18 protein-coding genes are annotated in these 18,690 nt (G+C 49.8%); all 18 read right to left on the bottom strand.

Annotated elements, in window-relative coordinates:
- Positions 1-50: 50 nt before the first annotated feature.
- The 18 genes from AC3B6A_RS25515 to AC3B6A_RS25430 all read right to left on the bottom strand — a co-directional run bounded on the left by AC3B6A_RS25515 (position 51) and on the right by AC3B6A_RS25430 (position 18,683).
- The gene (locus AC3B6A_RS25515; protein ID WP_488399886.1) at positions 51-1,001 is read right to left on the bottom strand and encodes an NAD-dependent epimerase/dehydratase family protein; all 951 of its coding nucleotides are present in this window, start codon (positions 999-1,001) and stop codon (positions 51-53) included.
- Positions 1,002-1,027: 26 nt separating this feature from the next.
- On the bottom strand, positions 1,028-2,128 hold the full coding sequence (locus AC3B6A_RS25510) for a DegT/DnrJ/EryC1/StrS family aminotransferase (RefSeq protein WP_488399885.1): 1,101 nt from the start codon (positions 2,126-2,128) through the stop codon (positions 1,028-1,030).
- A complete protein-coding gene (locus AC3B6A_RS25505; protein ID WP_488399884.1) occupies positions 2,121-2,588 on the bottom strand; it encodes an acyltransferase in 468 nt (155 codons plus the stop codon). Before AC3B6A_RS25505 ends, AC3B6A_RS25510 begins: the two co-directional genes overlap by 8 nt.
- Entirely contained in the window at positions 2,581-2,985 is a 405-nt protein-coding gene (locus AC3B6A_RS25500) for a sugar 3,4-ketoisomerase (protein WP_488399883.1), read from the bottom strand. Before AC3B6A_RS25500 ends, AC3B6A_RS25505 begins: the two co-directional genes overlap by 8 nt.
- Positions 2,986-2,987: 2 nt before the next feature.
- Positions 2,988-3,857: a glucose-1-phosphate thymidylyltransferase RfbA gene (gene rfbA / locus AC3B6A_RS25495; protein ID WP_488399881.1), complete on the bottom strand. Its 870-nt coding sequence runs from the start codon at positions 3,855-3,857 to the stop codon at positions 2,988-2,990.
- A gap of 14 nt (positions 3,858-3,871) precedes the next feature.
- Positions 3,872-4,936, bottom strand: a complete 1,065-nt coding sequence (gene rfbB / locus AC3B6A_RS25490; protein WP_488399880.1) for a dTDP-glucose 4,6-dehydratase — start codon at positions 4,934-4,936, stop codon at positions 3,872-3,874.
- 3 nt (positions 4,937-4,939) lie between these two features.
- Entirely contained in the window at positions 4,940-5,749 is an 810-nt protein-coding gene (locus tag AC3B6A_RS25485; protein WP_488399879.1) for a glycosyltransferase, read from the bottom strand.
- A gap of 2 nt (positions 5,750-5,751) precedes the next feature.
- Positions 5,752-6,768 (bottom strand): glycosyltransferase family 4 protein, encoded by a 1,017-nt coding sequence (locus AC3B6A_RS25480; protein WP_488399878.1) that lies wholly within the window; start codon positions 6,766-6,768, stop codon positions 5,752-5,754.
- Between the two features lie 131 nt (positions 6,769-6,899).
- Positions 6,900-8,516, bottom strand: a complete 1,617-nt coding sequence (locus AC3B6A_RS25475; protein ID WP_488399877.1) for a D-glucuronyl C5-epimerase family protein — start codon at positions 8,514-8,516, stop codon at positions 6,900-6,902.
- Positions 8,517-8,612: 96 nt separating this feature from the next.
- Positions 8,613-9,686, bottom strand: a complete 1,074-nt coding sequence (locus AC3B6A_RS25470; protein WP_488399876.1) for a hypothetical protein — start codon at positions 9,684-9,686, stop codon at positions 8,613-8,615.
- A gap of 221 nt (positions 9,687-9,907) precedes the next feature.
- On the bottom strand, positions 9,908-10,981 hold the full coding sequence (wecB, locus tag AC3B6A_RS25465) for a non-hydrolyzing UDP-N-acetylglucosamine 2-epimerase (protein ID WP_488399875.1): 1,074 nt from the start codon (positions 10,979-10,981) through the stop codon (positions 9,908-9,910).
- 174 nt (positions 10,982-11,155) lie between these two features.
- Positions 11,156-12,093, bottom strand: a protein-coding gene (locus tag AC3B6A_RS25460) for an IS5 family transposase (RefSeq protein WP_488399874.1) whose coding sequence is annotated in 2 segments (ribosomal slippage) — positions 11,156-11,436 and positions 11,436-12,093 — 939 coding nt in all. Because the reading frame shifts where the segments join, the coding sequence is not laid out codon by codon here.
- A gap of 112 nt (positions 12,094-12,205) precedes the next feature.
- The gene (locus AC3B6A_RS25455; protein ID WP_488399873.1) at positions 12,206-13,516 is read right to left on the bottom strand and encodes a lipopolysaccharide biosynthesis protein; all 1,311 of its coding nucleotides are present in this window, start codon (positions 13,514-13,516) and stop codon (positions 12,206-12,208) included.
- Positions 13,513-14,598, bottom strand: a complete 1,086-nt coding sequence (locus tag AC3B6A_RS25450; protein WP_488399872.1) for a DegT/DnrJ/EryC1/StrS family aminotransferase — start codon at positions 14,596-14,598, stop codon at positions 13,513-13,515. The genes AC3B6A_RS25455 and AC3B6A_RS25450 overlap by 4 nt, the downstream gene beginning before the upstream one ends.
- Positions 14,599-15,183, bottom strand: a complete 585-nt coding sequence (gene wbpD / locus AC3B6A_RS25445; protein ID WP_488399871.1) for a UDP-2-acetamido-3-amino-2,3-dideoxy-D-glucuronate N-acetyltransferase — start codon at positions 15,181-15,183, stop codon at positions 14,599-14,601.
- A gap of 7 nt (positions 15,184-15,190) precedes the next feature.
- A complete protein-coding gene (gene wbpB / locus AC3B6A_RS25440) occupies positions 15,191-16,141 on the bottom strand; it encodes a UDP-N-acetyl-2-amino-2-deoxy-D-glucuronate oxidase (RefSeq protein WP_488399870.1) in 951 nt (316 codons plus the stop codon).
- Between the two features lie 74 nt (positions 16,142-16,215).
- A complete protein-coding gene (gene wbpA, locus AC3B6A_RS25435; RefSeq protein WP_488399869.1) occupies positions 16,216-17,520 on the bottom strand; it encodes a UDP-N-acetyl-D-glucosamine 6-dehydrogenase in 1,305 nt (434 codons plus the stop codon).
- A 98-nt stretch (positions 17,521-17,618) separates the two neighbouring features.
- Positions 17,619-18,683, bottom strand: a complete 1,065-nt coding sequence (locus AC3B6A_RS25430; RefSeq protein WP_488399868.1) for an LPS O-antigen chain length determinant protein WzzB — start codon at positions 18,681-18,683, stop codon at positions 17,619-17,621.
- Positions 18,684-18,690: the final 7 nt, after the last annotated feature.

The following is an 18,690-nucleotide window of genomic DNA, read 5'->3' as shown; positions in this document are numbered from 1 at the left end:
TCACTCGTCCCGGCCAGGTCTTACAACCCGCATCGCTCGGGGAGCACTGCCTAGAGGCCGCAACGACGAGAGTATTCGCTCCCCGCCTCCAGCAGCGCCTGGCGAGCCAACTTTCGGGGTTGCCACCCAAGCACACTCCGCGCCTTCGAGGCGTCGACACGCAACGACTCAAACAACTGCGTATACATGGCCCGCTTACCAAGGAGGGTCGCGCCTATTGAGAGCAACCGCGCTGGCATGGGAAATAGCCGTGCCCGGCGCCCCATTCCTTCTGCCAGAATATGAACTAACTCCTCAGTAGAGAGATCATCACCATCCGCCGCTAGGAAAAGCTCCCCTGCTGCAGCCGGATGCACTACACATGTGGAGACTAACTCAACCAGGTTATCCAGAGCGATCATGCTGCGCTGGTTATTCAGACCTCCAAACGGCAGCGGCATCCCCTTTTCAACTACCCGCAGCAACCGGGCGAAATTGCCAGGAGCATCAACCCCATAGACAAGCGGTGGGCGAATGATCACCAGCTCCGTCTCAGAACCCGCAAGGAGACTCTGCAGCCCCTGCTCAGCCTCAAGCTTTGAAAGCGCATAATCGGCGTGAGGATTGGGTTCGGAGCTCTCATCAAACGGTTTAGCTGAAGTCTTTGCTCCATTTACACCGATAGAACTGAGGAAAACAAAGCGTTTAACCCCAGCCCTCCGTGCGGCGCGCGCAAGCTCCAAGGTGGCATCGCGATTGATCGCACGGAAAGTCGCCAACGGATCGCGGCTCTCATCGTGCATAACATGTGCCCGTCCAGCCGAATGAACTAAACAATCCATCCCGCTCAGACAATTGAGGAGAAATGCACCATCTTCCAGTGAGCCCTTGTGGTAGGTCACTCCGGCTTTATCGGGGACATCCGTACGAACAAGGCCATGAACAGAAAATTCTCTACTTGCCAAGTTCTCACACAACGAAGTGCCGATGAATCCATTGGCTCCGGTTACGAAAACCCTCATTACATCTAAAGTCCAGTCAGAAAGTTCTATTTGAATGAGTTAAGTGCCTTAACTACAACCTTAACCTCATTGAGCGTTAGCGATGGCCCCATAGGCAAGCTCAAGACCTCCTCATGAATCGCTTCGGTGAGTGGCAGGCTGAGTTCAGAATAGTCACGATAGGACTCCTGCTTATGCGGGGGAATCGGGTAATGGACCAGGGTCTGCACCCCCGCTGCCTGTAAGTGATCCTGCAACGCCTGGCGCCGCTGACTGCGTATAACGAAAAGATGCCAGACGTGCTGCTCCTCGCTCCCCCAGGCCGGAAGCTGGATCAATGGGGTGTTTACTTCCGCCAGGTAGAATTCGGCAATCTTGCGACGATGTGCTGTTTGTCGGTCCAAATAGCGGAGCTTGACACTCAGCATGGCAGCCTGAATTTCGTCCAGACGGCTATTTACTCCCTGGTAGAGGTTCTTGTACTTCTCGTGCGAACCATAGTTACGTAGCGCGCGCAGAGTTTCCGCCAAGCGATCATCGTTGGTCGTAATGGCACCTGCGTCGCCCAGCGCGCCTAGGTTCTTGCCTGGGTAGAAACTGAAGCCCGAAGCATGTCCCCAGCTTCCGGCTTTGCGTCCATCAAGGCTTGCACCATGAGCTTGTGCGGAATCCTCCAAGACAAGCAGATGGTGCCGCTCGGCGATAGCCATCAACGCGGGCATATCTGCCAGGCGACCATACAGATGTACAGGCAGAAGTGCCCGCGTACGGCTAGTAATGGCCGCTTCGACATTGGCAGGGCTGAGGTTGAAGCTGTGTACATCCGGTTCGACGAAAACCGGAACCAGGCGGTTCTCAGTAATGGCCAGGACACTGGCAATGTAGGTATTGGCCGGAACTATTACCTCATCCCCCTCGCTCAACAGGCCAAGCTCTTTCCAGGCGCGCAAGGTGAGGATCAAGGCATCCAGACCGTTGGCCACGCCAATGCAGTGCCTTACCCCGCAGTACTCAGCAAACTCTTCTTCGAAGCGGCTCAACGCGTTGCCAGCGATATACCATCCCGAGTCGATAACGCTGGCACAGGCAGCTAGCAACTCATCTCGATATTGGTTATTGATCGCCTGTAAGTCCAAAAACTTAATCATGATTCAACTTCCTGATGACACGCGCGGGGTTTCCGGCGACGACGGAGTGAGCCTCTACATCTTTGGTCACCACAGCTCCCGCACCGACCATTGCGAACTCACCGATTGTAATGCCCGGTAATAAAGTTGCGTTGGCACCGATACTCGCGCCACGCCGGACAGTAATCCCCGAAAACACCTCTGGATAGACTTTCGATCTTGGCATGAGGTCATTGGTGAACGTAGCATTAGGGCCAATAAATACATCATCCTCAATGCGTGTGCCGTCCCAGAGAAATACCCCTGACTTGACTGTCACCCTGTCGCCAATAATCACATCGCCCTCAATCAAGGTATGTGCGCAGATATTGCAGTCAGCGCCAATCCGAGCGCCACGCAGAATCACGACAAATTGCCAGACCCGGGTTCCGCTGCCAATACTGGCCTCAGCGATATCGGCCAGAGGATGAACGCTAGCCATGCTTCACGGCCTCCAGGAATCGCTCGTAGTCACGTATATAATCAGACTCATCGTAGTACTCGCTAGCCAATACCATCAGGACGCAGTCCTGACTGAAATCATGCATTTCTCGCCAAACCATGTCCCCGATCATCAGCCCTTTAGCGGGCGAGTCGAGCCAGACTTCTTCCCGGCAATTGCCATCATCAAGGATGAAGCGGCAGTACCCAGTGACACAAATCGCGACCTGCTGCAATTGGCGATGAGCATGGAAACCACGGGGAACCCCTGGTTTCATTCCGGTCATGTAATAGACACGCTTGATGTCGAAGGGAATATTCTTGTTGCCCTCAAGGGCGATCAACTGCCCGCGACCATCGCCGATGGCATCGAATGATACCCACTTGCTCAGCGTCATGATCAATGCTCCGTAACGAGAGAAAGCAAGTACTGGCCGTAGCCATTCTTGCTGAGGCCCTGCCCTGCTTGTAGCAGCTCATCCGTGCTGATCCAACCATTGTTGAAGGCGATCTCTTCCAGACAGGCGACTTTTAGTCCCTGCCGGTGTTCGATGGTCTGCACGAACATGCCGGCCTCCAACAAGCTCTCATGTGTACCGGTATCCAGCCAGGCGAAACCGCGTCCGAGCACTTCAACATGCAGGGCGCCTCGCTCAAGGTAGGCCTGATTGATGCTGGTGATTTCCAACTCACCACGCTTCGAAGGCTTCACCTGCTTGGCAATTTCCACCACATCGTTGTCGTAGAAATACAGCCCGGTGACAGCATAGCTGGACTTCGGCTGCCTAGGCTTTTCCTCGATTGAAACCGCCCGCATCTGCTTGTCAAAAGCGACGACACCGAACCGCTCGGGGTCTTTGACCTGATAACCGAAAACCGTTGCGCCCTGACTACGACTTGCTGCCTCACGCAGCATGGGAGTGAAGCCCTGCCCATAAAAAATGTTGTCCCCAAGGACCAGACAGACGGAATCAGACCCTATGAATGACTCGCCAATAATGAAAGCCTGAGCAAGACCATCCGGACTCGGCTGCACCGAATAACTCAGAGATATCCCAAATCTAGCACCGTCTCCCAGCATGCGCTCGAAACTAGCTAGGTCTTCGGCAGTGGTGATGATCAATACCTCGTGGATCCCTGCCAGCATCAGGATCGATAATGGGTAATAAATCATCGGCTTGTCATACACAGGCAGCAGTTGCTTGGATACGCCCATGGTGACTGGATAAAGCCGAGTACCGGAGCCCCCGGCAAGAATGATACCTTTCATATAAAGTCTCTCGATTAGCCAGTAATGCCGAGGCGCTCACGCTTATAGGAGCCATCTTGGACACGTTGCCACCAGTTGGAATTCGCTAAAAACCATTCGACAGTTTTTCGGATTCCACTCTCGAAGCTCTCTTGTGGGAGCCAGCCCAGTTCGCGTTGGATCTTGCCCGCATCAATGGCATAACGCTTATCGTGACCGGGCCGGTCCTGAACATAGGTGATTAAATCCTCGTAACGTGCCAAACCAGCAGGCTTCTCTGGAGCCAGTTCCTCCAGTAAAGAGCAGAGTGTACGCACAACCTCCAGATTCTGTTTCTCGTTGTGCCCACCAATATTGTAGGTCTCTCCCACCACACCTCGAGACACCACTTCATACAGCGCTCGAGCATGATCTTCCACATACAACCAGTCACGCACTTGGTCGCCTTTTCCATACACAGGCAAAGGTTTCCCCTCTAATGCATTAAGAATCATCAGCGGGATAAGTTTTTCCGGAAATTGATAAGGACCGTAATTATTCGAACAATTGCTAATCAGTGTCGGTAAACCGTAAGTGCGCTGCCAGGCACGCACTAGATGGTCGGAACTGGCCTTGCTTGCAGAATAAGGTGAGCTAGGCGCATAGGGCGTCGACTCGGTGAAGAGGTCCTCAGGAGATTCCAAGTCACCATACACCTCGTCAGTGGAGATGTGGTGAAAACGGAAAGTTGCCTGCTTCTCTTCCGTCAGTGTTCGCCAGTATCCCCGAGAGGCCTCTAGCAAGGTATAGGTGCCAACGATATTGGCCTCGATAAAGGCAGCCGGTCCATCGATAGAGCGATCAACATGTGACTCGGCAGCCAAGTGCATGACTGCATCGGGTTGGTAGGTTTTGAAAACCCGGTCAAGTTGCACTCGATCACAAATATCTACCTGCTCGAAGCTGTATCGGTCATTTGCTGAGACCTCCGCAAGTGACTCTAGGTTACCGGCATAGGTGAGCTTGTCCAGATTGACCACACGATTCTGTGTAGTGCGAAGGATATGCCGAATAACAGCGGAACCGATAAAGCCGGCACCCCCAGTAATAAGAATGACCATAATTTATTTCGCTTTGACCTTGGAGATGAATGGGCGAAAGACTACATCGAGAACAAAATGCAGACAGGTTGAGCAATATCTTAAGACTGGATTTAGAATGTCCTTGTTTTTCCGGAGGACCTTCATTTTTTCCTCGAATAGAATGCCTCGCTCACGCATCTTCGCGATGGAGCTTTCATCATGTAGACGATAAAAAAGTAGTTCTTCATCTAGATAACAAAAGAATGTGACGGCTGAGGCTCTCAATAAAAAGTCCCAATCCTCAAGACGCAGACCTGTTTCATCGAAGCCGCCGATTGAGTCGTAAAGCTTACGAGTGAAGAGGATCGTGCCAGCCGGAATGAAGTTGTACAGTGTCAACTTATTCCTAACGTTGCCGGCAAACAGAAACCGTGAAGCCTTACCTTCGCGACGATCCCGACCAAAGGTGCGAGCATTGCTATAGCACAAATCAGAAAGCGGATGCTTGAGAATATACTCAAGCTGCCTCTTCAATTTTTCGGGATGCCACATATCATCCGAGGCAATAATAGCAATGTATTCACCGCTGGCGTGTTCCCTGACGGCTCGGTTGAGGGTTCTGCATAGCCCTTCGTTACCCTTCAAGATAAGCTTAAAAGAATACCTCTTCGACTCCTCAAGTCGACGAAGAAATTCCGCACTCCCATCGGTAGAGCCATCATCGATCACGGTGAGTTCAATCGAAAAAGTATCTCTGAACTGTTCAGAAACACTCCTTATTGCCTCGCCTACATAATCTATATGGTTATAGCTAGGAATGATTACGCTGATGACCGCTGAATTGCTAGTCATGACTATTTACTCAAGATTTCCTGATAAAGTGCTATTAACTTCTTGCCCTCACTATCCCAATTGTATTTCTCCAGCACAGCGATACGCCCCCGCTTTCCCATTTCACGAGCTTCAGATTGGTGAGTGAACAAATGGTCGATAGCCGTTGCTATTTCAACTGGATCGGCAGGGTTGACACATACACCGCACTTATTACCTTCGATAATGGTTCTCCAAAGAGGAAAATTCGAGCCTATGACAGGAATACCCGCCGACATGTACTCGAACATCTTGTTAGGCTGGGCATCGACGTGATTGGGCGCGGGGAGGAACGTTACAACACCGGCGACCGAACGGCTCATGATCTCTCGGACCTCGCCACGATCGACAAAACCGTGGTCATTGACCGAGTTCCAACCTGGACTTTCCTTGCAGCGCTCGCCAGTAGGCGGCTCACTGAAATTTCCCACCAAGGCAAGGCGTGCACCGGATTTGGTATATGCCATGGCATCAACCAACTCAGGAACTCCACGAACGGCGGTCATCGCGCCGATGTAGCAGATGATCGCTCGATCAGTATCCCATGGCAGAAGCTCCCCCAGCTCGTCGAGCAAGGGGTAGTTGTTCACATCAAGGGACTGACAAGAAATTGATATAAATTTGTCCCGAATGGCAGGTGTAGCAGAAATAATATAGTCTAATTTTTTGCAGACACGCTTTTCATATAAAGAGAACAATGTGGACACTGCCACACGAGCAAAACGCCCAAGATAAGGTTTGCTCATGATATCGGCGGGAAAGTCTTCATGAGAGTCGAATATTACTTTTTTGCCGAGCGCTTTGAGTTTTACCGCAACAGGCAATAATTCAGGGTCATGCAGATGATAAAGGTCCGCGTCCAGTTCGAGCGCTTTATTGAGGATACGCTTTGTACTTTTGGTCATCCGGGAAAGGCGGCCACCGTCATGAGCACCCACATCAATAATATTGACGCCACTCTTTTCCTCATTCCCTTTGCCGTCAGCTACAACGAGAAACATGGAGTATCCAGCAGTCGCGAGTGTCCTGCACTCTTTCCAGAAAATCCGAACATCATACCGCGGGTGAACGGATGTCAAATGAGCTATTCGTCTCACAGGAACCTCTAAATATTATTTTTTGACACAAAAGCTCAAGGTGTCATCTGGAAAAAAATACCCGGCTGGGCAATAAGCACTTCTTTTTGAAATGCATTATCTAGGGTGCCGAGCTCAATTTTGTATATTATATAAGGCGTCGTGTCCGAAGTGCTTAGATAGAATCCAATCCGACTAAGCGAATTGTAATCATCGGAGTCGTAGTTATGGAATCCCTTGACGGAAAAAATGATTAGCTTGCATTCGTTTCCAGTAATTTTCGGCCAGTATCTAACTATTGTTTTATTTAGAGTGTTAGTTGCGCGAATGATGGGAGTGAACTCCTCTTTATTTGTGCACACTTTTATATACACCAAACTAGAATCATTTAACCTAATCGTCGTCTCTGGCACTAGTTCAATGAGTGCGATTTTAGAGTTTGGTCCATCCAGCAGTCTCGCTGGATCCACTTTTACACTCCCACCATCTGTAATGGCATCATAATGAGATGTAATTTTAAACTGAACTTCGCCTGGGTCCATGGCAGCAACGACCTCGCTGGGAGGTTCTATCTCTTTATATAAAGTAACTACATTTCCATTGTAGCTGCTATTTAGGGAGCAGTCGTCTAGTGGTTCTTCGGTTTTTATTTTTAAAAACGCCTTATCTTTAGTGGATGATGCACCTTTGTTATTGGTCATATATGTGCGCCCTGTCCGACTTCCCTTGCATGATAAATGCGTTTCAAAAGTATCTTTCAGGTATGGGTGCGGGAAAGAAATAAGTGAGACAATATATTCATATGAAGAACCATCTCTCCGGAACTGAATTGGGTACGCTTTCCTGAAGATATTTTCTCTGTATTCAGCTTCTTCCTTGTAGAAAACGTCGCCCGACATTTCATAAAGTGATCGAAACTCAAGCAGTTCGAATGTGAGGTACGAAATCATATTTACTTGGCGCGGGTTAAGTTGGTAGTAGGCATACCCAGTGCTGCGGAATGACTGAGATAGTGCTTTTGTTTTACGCAAGGCGCACTCATAAAGCTCCGTTGCATCGTCTTTTGTTTCTGCGTGCCGAGTAAGGATTAATAATGACTGCAAGGCAAGTAGATGGCCATTCAAGACAACAAGGACTTTGTTATAAGGAATGGATTGATGTGCGTATTCAACGAGATGGCAACCATCTGGATCCCGAATAACCACACCGCCGTCACTCATTTCTCTAATGCTGCTTTTGAATAAATTTATAGCTGCCTCAGAAAAATCCTTACGCCCACCATCTTTGCTTAAATCAAGAAGCAAAAATGATAGAAAGAGGTTCCCCATTCCAGAGTACCAGTTTTCTGGATATATGCCGTGAGGATCGGGATAGTTAAGCGTAGGGCTTGGTTGCAGAAGGGAGTATTTATCAATCAAAGCACTGGCAAATGCTTCAGAACTCCCAGTGTCATCGCGCATTTTTCTGAATAATTCGCCAACCTCTTTAAGCGGGTGTTTGCTTTCATTGATGTTTTCGATCGTGAGCGCGCCATTGTGGTCATGGACCCATGTAAATGGAGCATAATAAGAGTCGGCATAGAATTCCTTGTGCACAAATAGCATATATATAGCAAGCGTCGATACTGTAACTATTGTTGCTCCTAAAATTAATAAAGCAGTGCTTCTATGCATTAGGTCTCCTTGGGGTATCACCAAGATCTACTGAGTTAACAGTCGGCAACTGACGCTTAGATATAAAGAATAATAGTGCTAAAACAACCATGTGACTCAAATTGTACGATTCGCTTTTTCAAAGCTCAGGGAGCCTAATCGGCTTAAAACATAACAACCCACGATCATCAATCCTCCTCCCCCAGTCAACAACAAGGTAGGCAGAGGGCTGTTAATCGCCTGCACAAAAATGGGAACAAGAAGAACTATGTATTTGGTGCCACGAAAAAGCGTGCGCAGCATGGTAAAGAACAGCAGCAAAGGAATAATTGAAAACCAGCCAAGATTGACGTAGGCGTCCGCTAGGAAATTAACATTTGCATTGTCGCCACCTGTATAATAAGTGTCACCAATTAACCTTGCCGGCAGTTCTGAATGCTCATATTCAACAAAGGATGATAAGAAGCTATAGCTATAAAGCAGTAGGTCGTCGGCGAAATAGTCAATATAGCTAAATGAAACATCTGCAGGAAGAATGAGAAATCTGTGCACGATCGCCGGAGTCCATACATCGCCAAAAAACTTGAACGTACCTGCTCCCAAAATAGTTAAAAAGATTAACGCGCACAAAATAGTGGCTGACCTGCCTCTTTTTGATGCAGATGTTAGAAAGTATATCAACGCTAATAAGAATAAATAAACCTTATCACCAGCAACTGCATAAATAGCCACGACATATAAAATTCCAATCAAATTAAAGAGCTTGATTCTGCTCACAAAAATCAAATAAACCGCAAAGACATATACAGACCAAGCATAGAGATAGACCCAGAGACCACTACCCTCTAACCATTCCGCAAAAGATCTACGTCGTTCATAGACCGAGTCAAAGCCAATCCCTACGGAGACATTGAAATTCTTTAACAGAATCGCCCCGAGCAGAAAAAGTATTAGTGTATACAGGGCTCCAATGGCAAGCTCAGGTTTGTTGTTGTCGAAAGATGATAGCCAGGTGTTTCGATGCAGAACGGAAAGATAAAGAGAGAAAAATAACAAAAACCAAAAAACCGAACAAAATGCCAAGTAGAGAAAATCATCCTGTTCGATCCAGTAAAGAGTTCCCATAGGGGTAAATATGGAAAAAAACAAAAAGCTTAACGAGCAGTCAAAAATATCAAGCTGCTTGGTCATATAAAGAAGATACGAAGGTAATACTAAAACGTACGAAACCCAAGAGATCCAGTATTCGGTTGAGAAAAAATATCCTTTAGACTCAACGCCATATACTCCAAATATGTGCGAAACTGAAAAAACAAAGTAGTCTACGCATGACTTGAAAATCATGCCTAAAACCATAAGAGCGATTGTGCCGTCGAAGCGAACACCTATCTTCATCCCCCTCACAGCACACCCTACTTGAATGACATGAGCTGATGAAGAACTTCTAGGGCGGCAGCTCCATTCCCATATGGTGCAACATTCGAGACGCCAGGTTCATACACTTTATCAAAGAAGCTTGCTAGGTCATGCCGCATTGGCGAGGCTAGCGTATTCCATCCTAGTTCAACCAACTCGGTCCATTCGGTTTCATCACGTAAAGTGACACAAGGTACACGATGGAAATAGGCCTCTTTCTGAACACCGCCAGAATCAGTAGCCACAAGAGCTGCGTTTTTTTCAAGCATGACCATGTCGAGATAGCCTAGCGGGTCGACGACTTTTACATTCTTGGGGACAGATAAACCAAAACTGACTATGCGTTTACGTGTGCGAGGATGTAACGGTAGGACAACAGGTAGACGTGCAGCCGCAAAACCGGCAAATATATTTTGCAGCCTCTCTACAACATCCGTATTCTCTTGGCGATGCACGGTGGCAAGAATATAGTCACGCATCTGAAGTCCTAAGTCTTTCAAGATACTGCTTTCTAGCTCCGCTTTTTTTCCAAAAAAAAGTGCCGCGTCATACATCACATCCCCGACATTGGCAACATGCGGACCAGAAATTCCCTCGTTGGCCAATGTATTCACCGCAGCGGCATTAGGAGCGAGTAAAAGATCGCTAGCATGATCTGTTAAACGGCGATTGATTTCCTCAGGCATAGATTTGTTAAAAGAGCGGAGACCCGCCTCAACGTGAGCCACTGGAATATGCAACTTGGCGGCTGCTAAGGCACCTGCCAAGGTAGAATCTGTATCGCCGTAAACCAAAACCCAGTCAGGTCTCTCCTCTAACAATACAGCCTCAATACCTTCAAGCATGCGACCAGTGTTCTGCCCGTGTCCTCCCCCGCCTACACCCAAATTAAAATGCGGATGAGGAATATCTAACTCATCAAAAAAAATATCGGACATGTTTGCATCAAAATGCTGTCCTGTATGCAGAATTTTTTCTTCAAACTCACTTGCATTACTAAGCGCCTTGGATACTATCGCGGCTTTGATAAACTGAGGTCGGGCGCCCACAACAGTAATAATTTTTTTCAATCTTAAATTCTCGCCAAGTCAATTAAGGAAGGTTTTATTTATTCGGCGGCAGCTTTCGTTGTGGCCGCTGCACGTTGAAAATTTGAGCGGCTTTCGAACTGTCCCTGCAAAAATTTCTCGCGGAATGCCTACTTCTCTGCGCCGCCAGCGCGTTACTTGCTCAGTTTGTCAACATCAGGAAACACCACGAGCATCGCAGACTAGCAGGTGCCTGTGGCCCAGCACCAGATTCGTCAAGTCGAACAGCGAAAACAGCTGCTGCGCCTCGTTCTTCGGTAAACTCCGATAGCGAGTCTTGTAATGCTTGCATAGGTTTTTGACCACATGGAACGGGTGTTCAACCTTGGTACGCATCCTAGCCTTGGCGTGCTCGAAAAGATCCAGTAATGCTCCATGCTCATCATTCGGCAGTGCCTTGCGCTGACCTCGCTTCATCGTAACGTGCCAGTCCACTTTTCCTTACGCTTCTCGATGCCCTGATGGCTCGCGCCGCCGAAGGCAATCGTTTCTTGGTTATGCCGCGACGTGTGAGCCTGGGTCACGCCCGTCGTCGTCGCAAGCACCCCATGCCCATGCACGAAGGCCGATTCGACATCGATGCCGAAGTGCCACCGATTGCCCTTCTTGGTCTGGTACATACCGGGATCACGTGCCCTCTCCCGGGGCTTCTTCGAGGGTGGGGCGGCGATCAAGGTGGTATCGACGATGGTGCTCTCACACCTCACCAGGTTTCTCTCGGCTAGGTGCCCGCTGATGACGTCGAAAATCCTATGCATCAGTTCATGGGTTTCGAGCAAGCGCGGCAACTTCAGCTGGGTGACAACCGGGGTATCTTCATGTTCCAGGTCGATACCGACGAAGGGGAGGATCGACTGGCTGTCGTAGATGACATCCTCGCTCCCCTCATCGGAGAGGCCGGGGCACTGCCGAGCGACGTACATCTGCAGCATGCGTTCAAGGCTAATCGGAGGGTGCCCGCATCGCTCGCCTGTGGGGTAGAAAAGCTCCGGAGTGGCCCCGTGGGTGACAGTATCGATTTCGGTCAGGAAGCGATCACGGCGGGTCAGCTTTTTCTTGGTGACATACTCGAGGTAGGAAAAGCTCGATTGCATGGCTAGGGCTCGTTGGGCGTGTGCGCGATTATCGCAAGCAGAGTACAGTTACGGAGCGGCTGGGGGCATTCGAATAAACCGTGTTTCGTTAAATAGCCATTCCTATTCCATGCTACATTGATTGGCCTTTAATATTACTACCGCACGGATTATAATTAAATTTTTTTATATGAAGAAGTAAGGCGGCTATAGCTAGCCCATATCCAACCGCTCCTGCTATGGAGAAGCAAATAATCGCGGCTGTCGAACTTTGGATTTCATATCCGTAAAGAATGGCGGCAGTTTTTGCCAGAAGCATAATGCCATGTATATATAAGTTTGTTTTCTGCCCATCTGTAACCAGTAAAAGCAGGGAGACAGGTGAATAGACAAATTGCACGGATAATCCCACTATCATCCATGCTGCATACTGCCCTGCGTCGTACCAGTCAGCCCCGAATATGAAAGCAAAAAGATCAGTCGCAAAGAAGAACACAACGAGGGTCGGGGTAATAGCAATGAGCGTTAATCCAAGCACCGCCTTGAGCGCCATTCTGTATAGCGCACCACTATCTCGGGCAGCACGGCTACTGCCAAATAGAACTTGTCCTACGGCCTGCCCAAGTAACGACATTGGCATTGAAAGAGTGCGTTCAGCTAACATGTACGAGCCGGCGACAGTCGGATTGAAGAGTGCGGCCAGCAGTAGATTCGGTAGTTGCGTGCTCATCGTATTTACGAAGGCCGCTGGCACATCATAGATAGGAAAACGCCGATATTTATGGAGTAGCGCAAGCATCCGGGGTTTACCGATACCGCTACGCAATACTTTCGGCAACTCTGCGCCCCGCCCCAATCTGAGCGCGCCTGCAGCCTGTCCAGCCAATTGCCCAAGAATCAGCCCTAAGGCCCCGAGCCCCCAAAAGCCAGTAGTAATCTGCGTAATTACGTTAGCAAGACTTTGCAGCATCTTGGTCCGGGCAATCGACGTATATTGCTGTTTACGCACAGCCCAGTAATTAAATGCTTTGTAGATGCCGGCGCAGAAAATGACAATTGGTAACAGCCACAAGTGTTTAGTAAGTTCAGGAATACCGCTTAGCTGCGCAATCTCCCCACTAAAAAAAGCAATCAAAACTAGGCTCAGGACTGCTATCCCCGCATTGATCGCAAGAGATAAAAGCAGCAGGATTTGAGCACTCTGTTGATTGCGTGGCAGTGGAATGGCGAACTCATATCGCATGCTAGAGATGACGAGAATAACGGACATCACTGCTGTAAACACTGCCAGTACACCAAATTCATCGGGCGTATAAAGGCGTGTCAGCAGAGGCATCGCCAGCAACAATATCAATTGCCCTGCAGCTGTGGCTGAAGTGAGAGAAAATACGGCTCTGAAAAAATGATTGCTCAGCAGCCGTTCTCTCAAATTAGAAAGGCTCATTCTTTCCTGCCGAGCTTATCCACTATAGTTGTCACCTGCTTTGAGCTCAGATAGGGATGCATAGGCAGGCTGATCACTTGCTCTGCCAGCGCATCACCAACCGGCAAGTCGACGGTTGAGTCCGCTACAGCAGGTTGCTTGTTCAGAGGGATCGGATAGTGGATGGCTGTTGGAACCCCACCTTCTTTGAGCTTGGCTTGTAGCACTGTACGATTTTTGACTCTCACGGTGAACTGTGCATATACGCTAGAATTGTGTGCCTCTATATAGGGTGCCTCAATGCCAACATTATTTAGCGCATCGCTGTAAGACTGGGCAACCTTTTGTCGCAATTCCAGTTCTTCAGAAAATATTTCCAGCTTGGGTAAAAGAATTGCCGCCTGAAGCGTATCGAGCCGGCTATTAACACCGATGCATATATGGTGATAGCGACGATCTTGACCATGACGGGCGATCTGACGTATGACTTTGGCCAGCTCTTCGTCATTAGTAAAAATCGCGCCGCCGTCGCCATAGCATCCTAGCGGTTTGCTAGGGAAGAAACTGGTGCAGGCAATAGTGCTCAAATTACAAGAGCGCTTGCCCTTGTAAGTGGCACCAAAGCTCTGTGCAGCATCCTCGATAACGGGAATACCGTGCTTGGAGGCAATAGCGTTGATAGCATCGAAGTCGGCGCACTGACCATACAGTGAAACTGGGATGATTGCCTTAGTTCGTGGGGTGATGGCCGCCTCGAGCAATTTTGGATCAAGGTTATATGTGCGTGGATCGATATCGACATAAACCGGTTTTGCACCCAATAGAGCCACAGTCTCTGCCGTCGCTATATAGGTGAATCCAGGAGTAATGACTTCATCGCCAGGGCCAATTCCTAAAGCCATCTGCGCAATCTGCAGAGCATCGGTACCGTTGGCACAGGTAATGCAGTATTTGGCTCCAGTGAAGGCGGCAAGCTTTTCCTCGAGTTCAGCCACTTCCGGGCCGAGGATATATTGGCCATGAGCCAAAACTCGCTGAATACCGGCATCAATCTTGTCCTTGATACGGGCTTGCTGGGCTTTCAGATCGATGAATTCAATCATTTACTGTGCATCCACTTTATTCAGTCTATTGCCACTCAACACATAGCATGAGCCCGTGTGCGGACAGACCGCCTGCCCTTCACCATGAACCGGCAACTCCAGTTGCTCGCCAAACTCGCTCATCCAGCCGACTTGGCGCGCCGGTACGCCGACCATTAGAGCGTAAGCAGGTACATCCTTGTTGATCACCGCACCTGCCCCGACAAATGCGAACTCACCAATGGTCACGCCACAAATGATGGTGCAATTGGCACCAAGGGTGGCGCCGCGCTTCACCAAAGTGTCTCGGTATTGACTCTTGCGCTCGATTAAAGAGCGTGGGTTGTAGACGTTGGTGAAGACCATACTTGGGCCGCAGAACACACCTTCTTCGAGGGTGACGTTGTCGTAGACAGAAACGTTGTTCTGCACTTTGCAGTGATCGCCAATTACAACCTTGTTGCCAACAAATACGTTCTGACCCAGAGAGACGCCCTTGCCAACGCGCGCGCCGCTGCAGACATGCACGAAGTGCCAGACTCGCGAACCATCGCCGATCTGCGCGCCATCATCGATGATGGCGGAGGGATGCACCTGATAGCTCATGGATACCTCAGCGATTCAGGTTCTTGAGGAACGGATGACCTTCATCGTTCTGTACGCCTACGATCGCGGAGGAGCGAATAGTATTGACGGTCTCCACGCAATGGCGTGCATCCTCGATACCATAGCCTCGCCCTGCGAGTATTTCCTGGTAACTGGTGGTATGCAGATCCGTGAAGCCTTCCGAAAACTCCATTTCCTCGCCATTGACAGTGATGGAGCGGTAAGTGGGTTTCTTGCCTTTTACCGAATTTGGAAGGTCATTGGCATCGATAGACAGGAACCAGCGGACTCGAGCCTTTTCGTATTCGAGGTATCCGGCTGCCTTGTTATCAGCGGAAAAATGCACCACGTTGCGCTGCAACTTACCAAAAATGAAGTGCAGCATATCGTAGAAATGCACACCAATATTGGTTGCCACACCGAAGGATTTGCGCGGATCCCCTTTCCAGCTCTCCATATACCATTTTCCGCGGCTGGTGATGTAAGTCAGCTCCACATCGTATTTATGGCTGGTATTTTCGCGGGCCACCTTGTCCTTCAGATCGAGAATCGCCTGATGATGGCGCAGTTGCAGAATATTGTAGACGCGCTTGTCGGTTTCTCGCTCGATCAGCGCCAGTTCATCTAGGACTTCAGGCGTTGGTACCAATGGTTTTTCGCAAATCACATCACAACCCAGGCGCAGGCCTGCGGCAATGTGAGCATGGTGCAAGTAATTGGGTGTGCAGATTGAAGCGTAATCGAGTGCAGTTGCCGGATCGCGCTTGATGCGGTGGGCGTGCTCAAGAAAGCGCTCAAACTCGGTAAAAAACTCACTTTGTGGCGAAATGCTGTCGATGATCCCGACCGAGTCGTTAATGTCGTAGGCAGACACCAGCACATTGCCGGTATCCTTGATTGCACGCATGTGGCGGGGAGCGATGTAGCCGGCGGCACCGATCAGGGCGAAATTTTTCATGGGTATTCCTTGCGAGTCGGTTGCCCTGCAAAGCGGTTGAAAACCTTGCAGGGCAGGAGCTGCTTGACAGCAAATCAGGCTTTGACGATGTGTTCGGCCGAAGTACGGTATTTGCCACGGCTGTCGACGATCAGCTTGGCGTGCTGCTTGATCAGCTCATAGTCGAACTTATCGTGATCAGTGGCCAATATCACCGCGTCAAAGTTGGCTAGGTTTTCTGCAGTCAACTCTTCGCTGCTCAACTCGAAATGGTGCTCACGCATTTTCGGGAAGACAGGAACATGCGGGTCACTGTAGGCGACAAGACCACCCTTCTCCTCAATCAACTCCATGATTTCCACTGACGGTGACTCACGCATGTCATCGACATTCTTCTTGTAGGCGATGCCTAGTACTAGAACTCGGCTTCCCTTCAGCGCCTTGCCACTGTTATTGAGCCCATCCATCAGCTTGCTAAGGACGTACTCTGGCATTGCCCGATTGACCTCGCCAGAAAGCTCAATGAAGCGGGTATGCAGACCGTATTCACGAGCCTTCCAGGTCAGATAGAACGGGTCGATGGGAATGCAATGGCCTCCAAGTCCGGGACCAGGATAGTAGGCTGTGAAGCCAAACGGCTTGGTTGCGGCAGCGTCTACTACTTCGAAGATATCAATGCCCATGCGGTCGGCAACAACCTTCATTTCATTGACCAGACCAATATTGACCGCGCGATGGATATTCTCCAGTAGCTTGGTCATTTCCGCGGCTTTGGTTGAACTGACAGGTACTACCTGATCGATTGCTTGCTCGTACAAAGCAATGCCAACTTCTAGGCATGCAGGTGTATGGCCACCAATAACCTTTGGAATAGTGCGAGTCTCAAAATTTGGGTTGCCTGGATCTTCCCGCTCAGGCGAATATACGAGGAAAATATTTTCTCCCACCACCAAGCCGCCCTCTTGTACGCGCGGCAAGAGTTCCTCTTTCGTAGTTCCAGGGTAGGTGGTGCTCTCCAGAGAGACGACTTGGCCCGCACGCAGGTATGGCTTGAGTGCATCGGTCGTATTGATAACAAAACTCATATCCGGCTCACGATATTTGTTCAGCGGAGTCGGAACGCAGAGAATTAAGGCATCACACTCAGCGACACGGTTGAAGTCGCTAGTGGCAGTAAATCCACTTGATCGGGCAGCAAGGATCTTCTCGGCGGGGATGTGTTCAATATAGCTCTCGCCCGCATTGAGCATGCTTACTTTGCTTTCGTCAATGTCGATGCCGAGCACATTGAAGCCAATTGCGTTGTAACGCAGCATAAGCGGCAAGCCAACGTACCCCATGCCAACTATGCCAATAATGGATTCCTTGGACTTGAGGCGCTCAATTGTTGCTTTGTACATATGTTAAAGTCCATTTAATATAATGGTGAAAAATTGCTCATCGGAGAACTCCGAAAAGGATACGGTCATCTTGAGGAACTGTATTATTGGCATCCTTATCAACCTAGTTTCGCAGTTCGTCTAAGTAATACGGTGCGAATAAACGCAACAAAAACCCCAAGCATCCCGCCCAGGACCAGTCCCAGTGCCACAATAAGCGCCTTTTTGGGTTTGATCGGGGTCTGCGGCACTTCCGCGCTGCTGTCCAAGGTGTACACGGAAACGTTGTCCGGATTCACGTCCACGCGCTTGAGAAACTCCATCTGGTTTTCCAGTCCGCGCAGTTCGGCGATAAAGGGATCATCATTCTTGCGCTGCTCCAGCACGGTCAATTCAGCGCGTATGGCTTTGGCACCACGCATGTACATCAGGTTGCCATCCATGAACTGGGCTAGATCACCGTCGGACGAGGTCTTGCCTGCCGTGACCTGGGGGGCATCGATGCCGACGGTTTCGGCCACTTGCTGGGCCTCGCGCAAACGAGTAATGCGGTCTGCTCGACGTTTTTGCGCACTGGCACGCAGCACTTCGATCTGTCGCTCGATGGATTGCGCCTTGGTGCCGATCTCGGTCAACAGGTTGGCCTTCATATCGGCTTCGGTCTTCTCCTCCACCAGGCTCACATAGCGGTTGGCCCAATCAGCGGCGGTTTGCGGATCTTCATGCTGCACCGTGATGGTGAAGTAGTCAGGGTTGTTCTTGGTGTCCGGCGCCTTTACCGCCAGCAGGTCGTTGAATCGGATCCACAGCCGATCCTGGGCGTCATTGGCTACGGCTTCGTTCAAGCTAGGCAGATAGGCTTTCTGGAACAGTTCTCGCTTGACGCCGTCGGACAGCAGATTGCGCTTGAACACCCGATAAACGTCTTCGACTTTGTACTCAGATAGCTCGGCTTCGTGACGTCCCAGGTTGTAGCCGGCGATATCGCTCAGTCGCGGAGGCAGTACCCCCGCCCTGGCCTCGTAGGTCGGCTTACTTAGAAAGGCAAAGGCGGCAGCGCAGGCGACTGCAATGATTGTGATAATGGCAATAAGCCATTTTTGCGACCAGAGGCCTTGGAATAATTCGATCAGATCGATCTCATCGCGCTGGTTGCTTGGGCTGGCCGGGGAATTTAGGTTCAACTTGGGC

This window comes from Pseudomonas sp. B12(2026) (assembly GCF_057767015.1).
The sequence above is the reverse complement of the archived record's forward strand: the minus strand, read 5'-3'. Positions and strand labels throughout refer to the sequence as shown.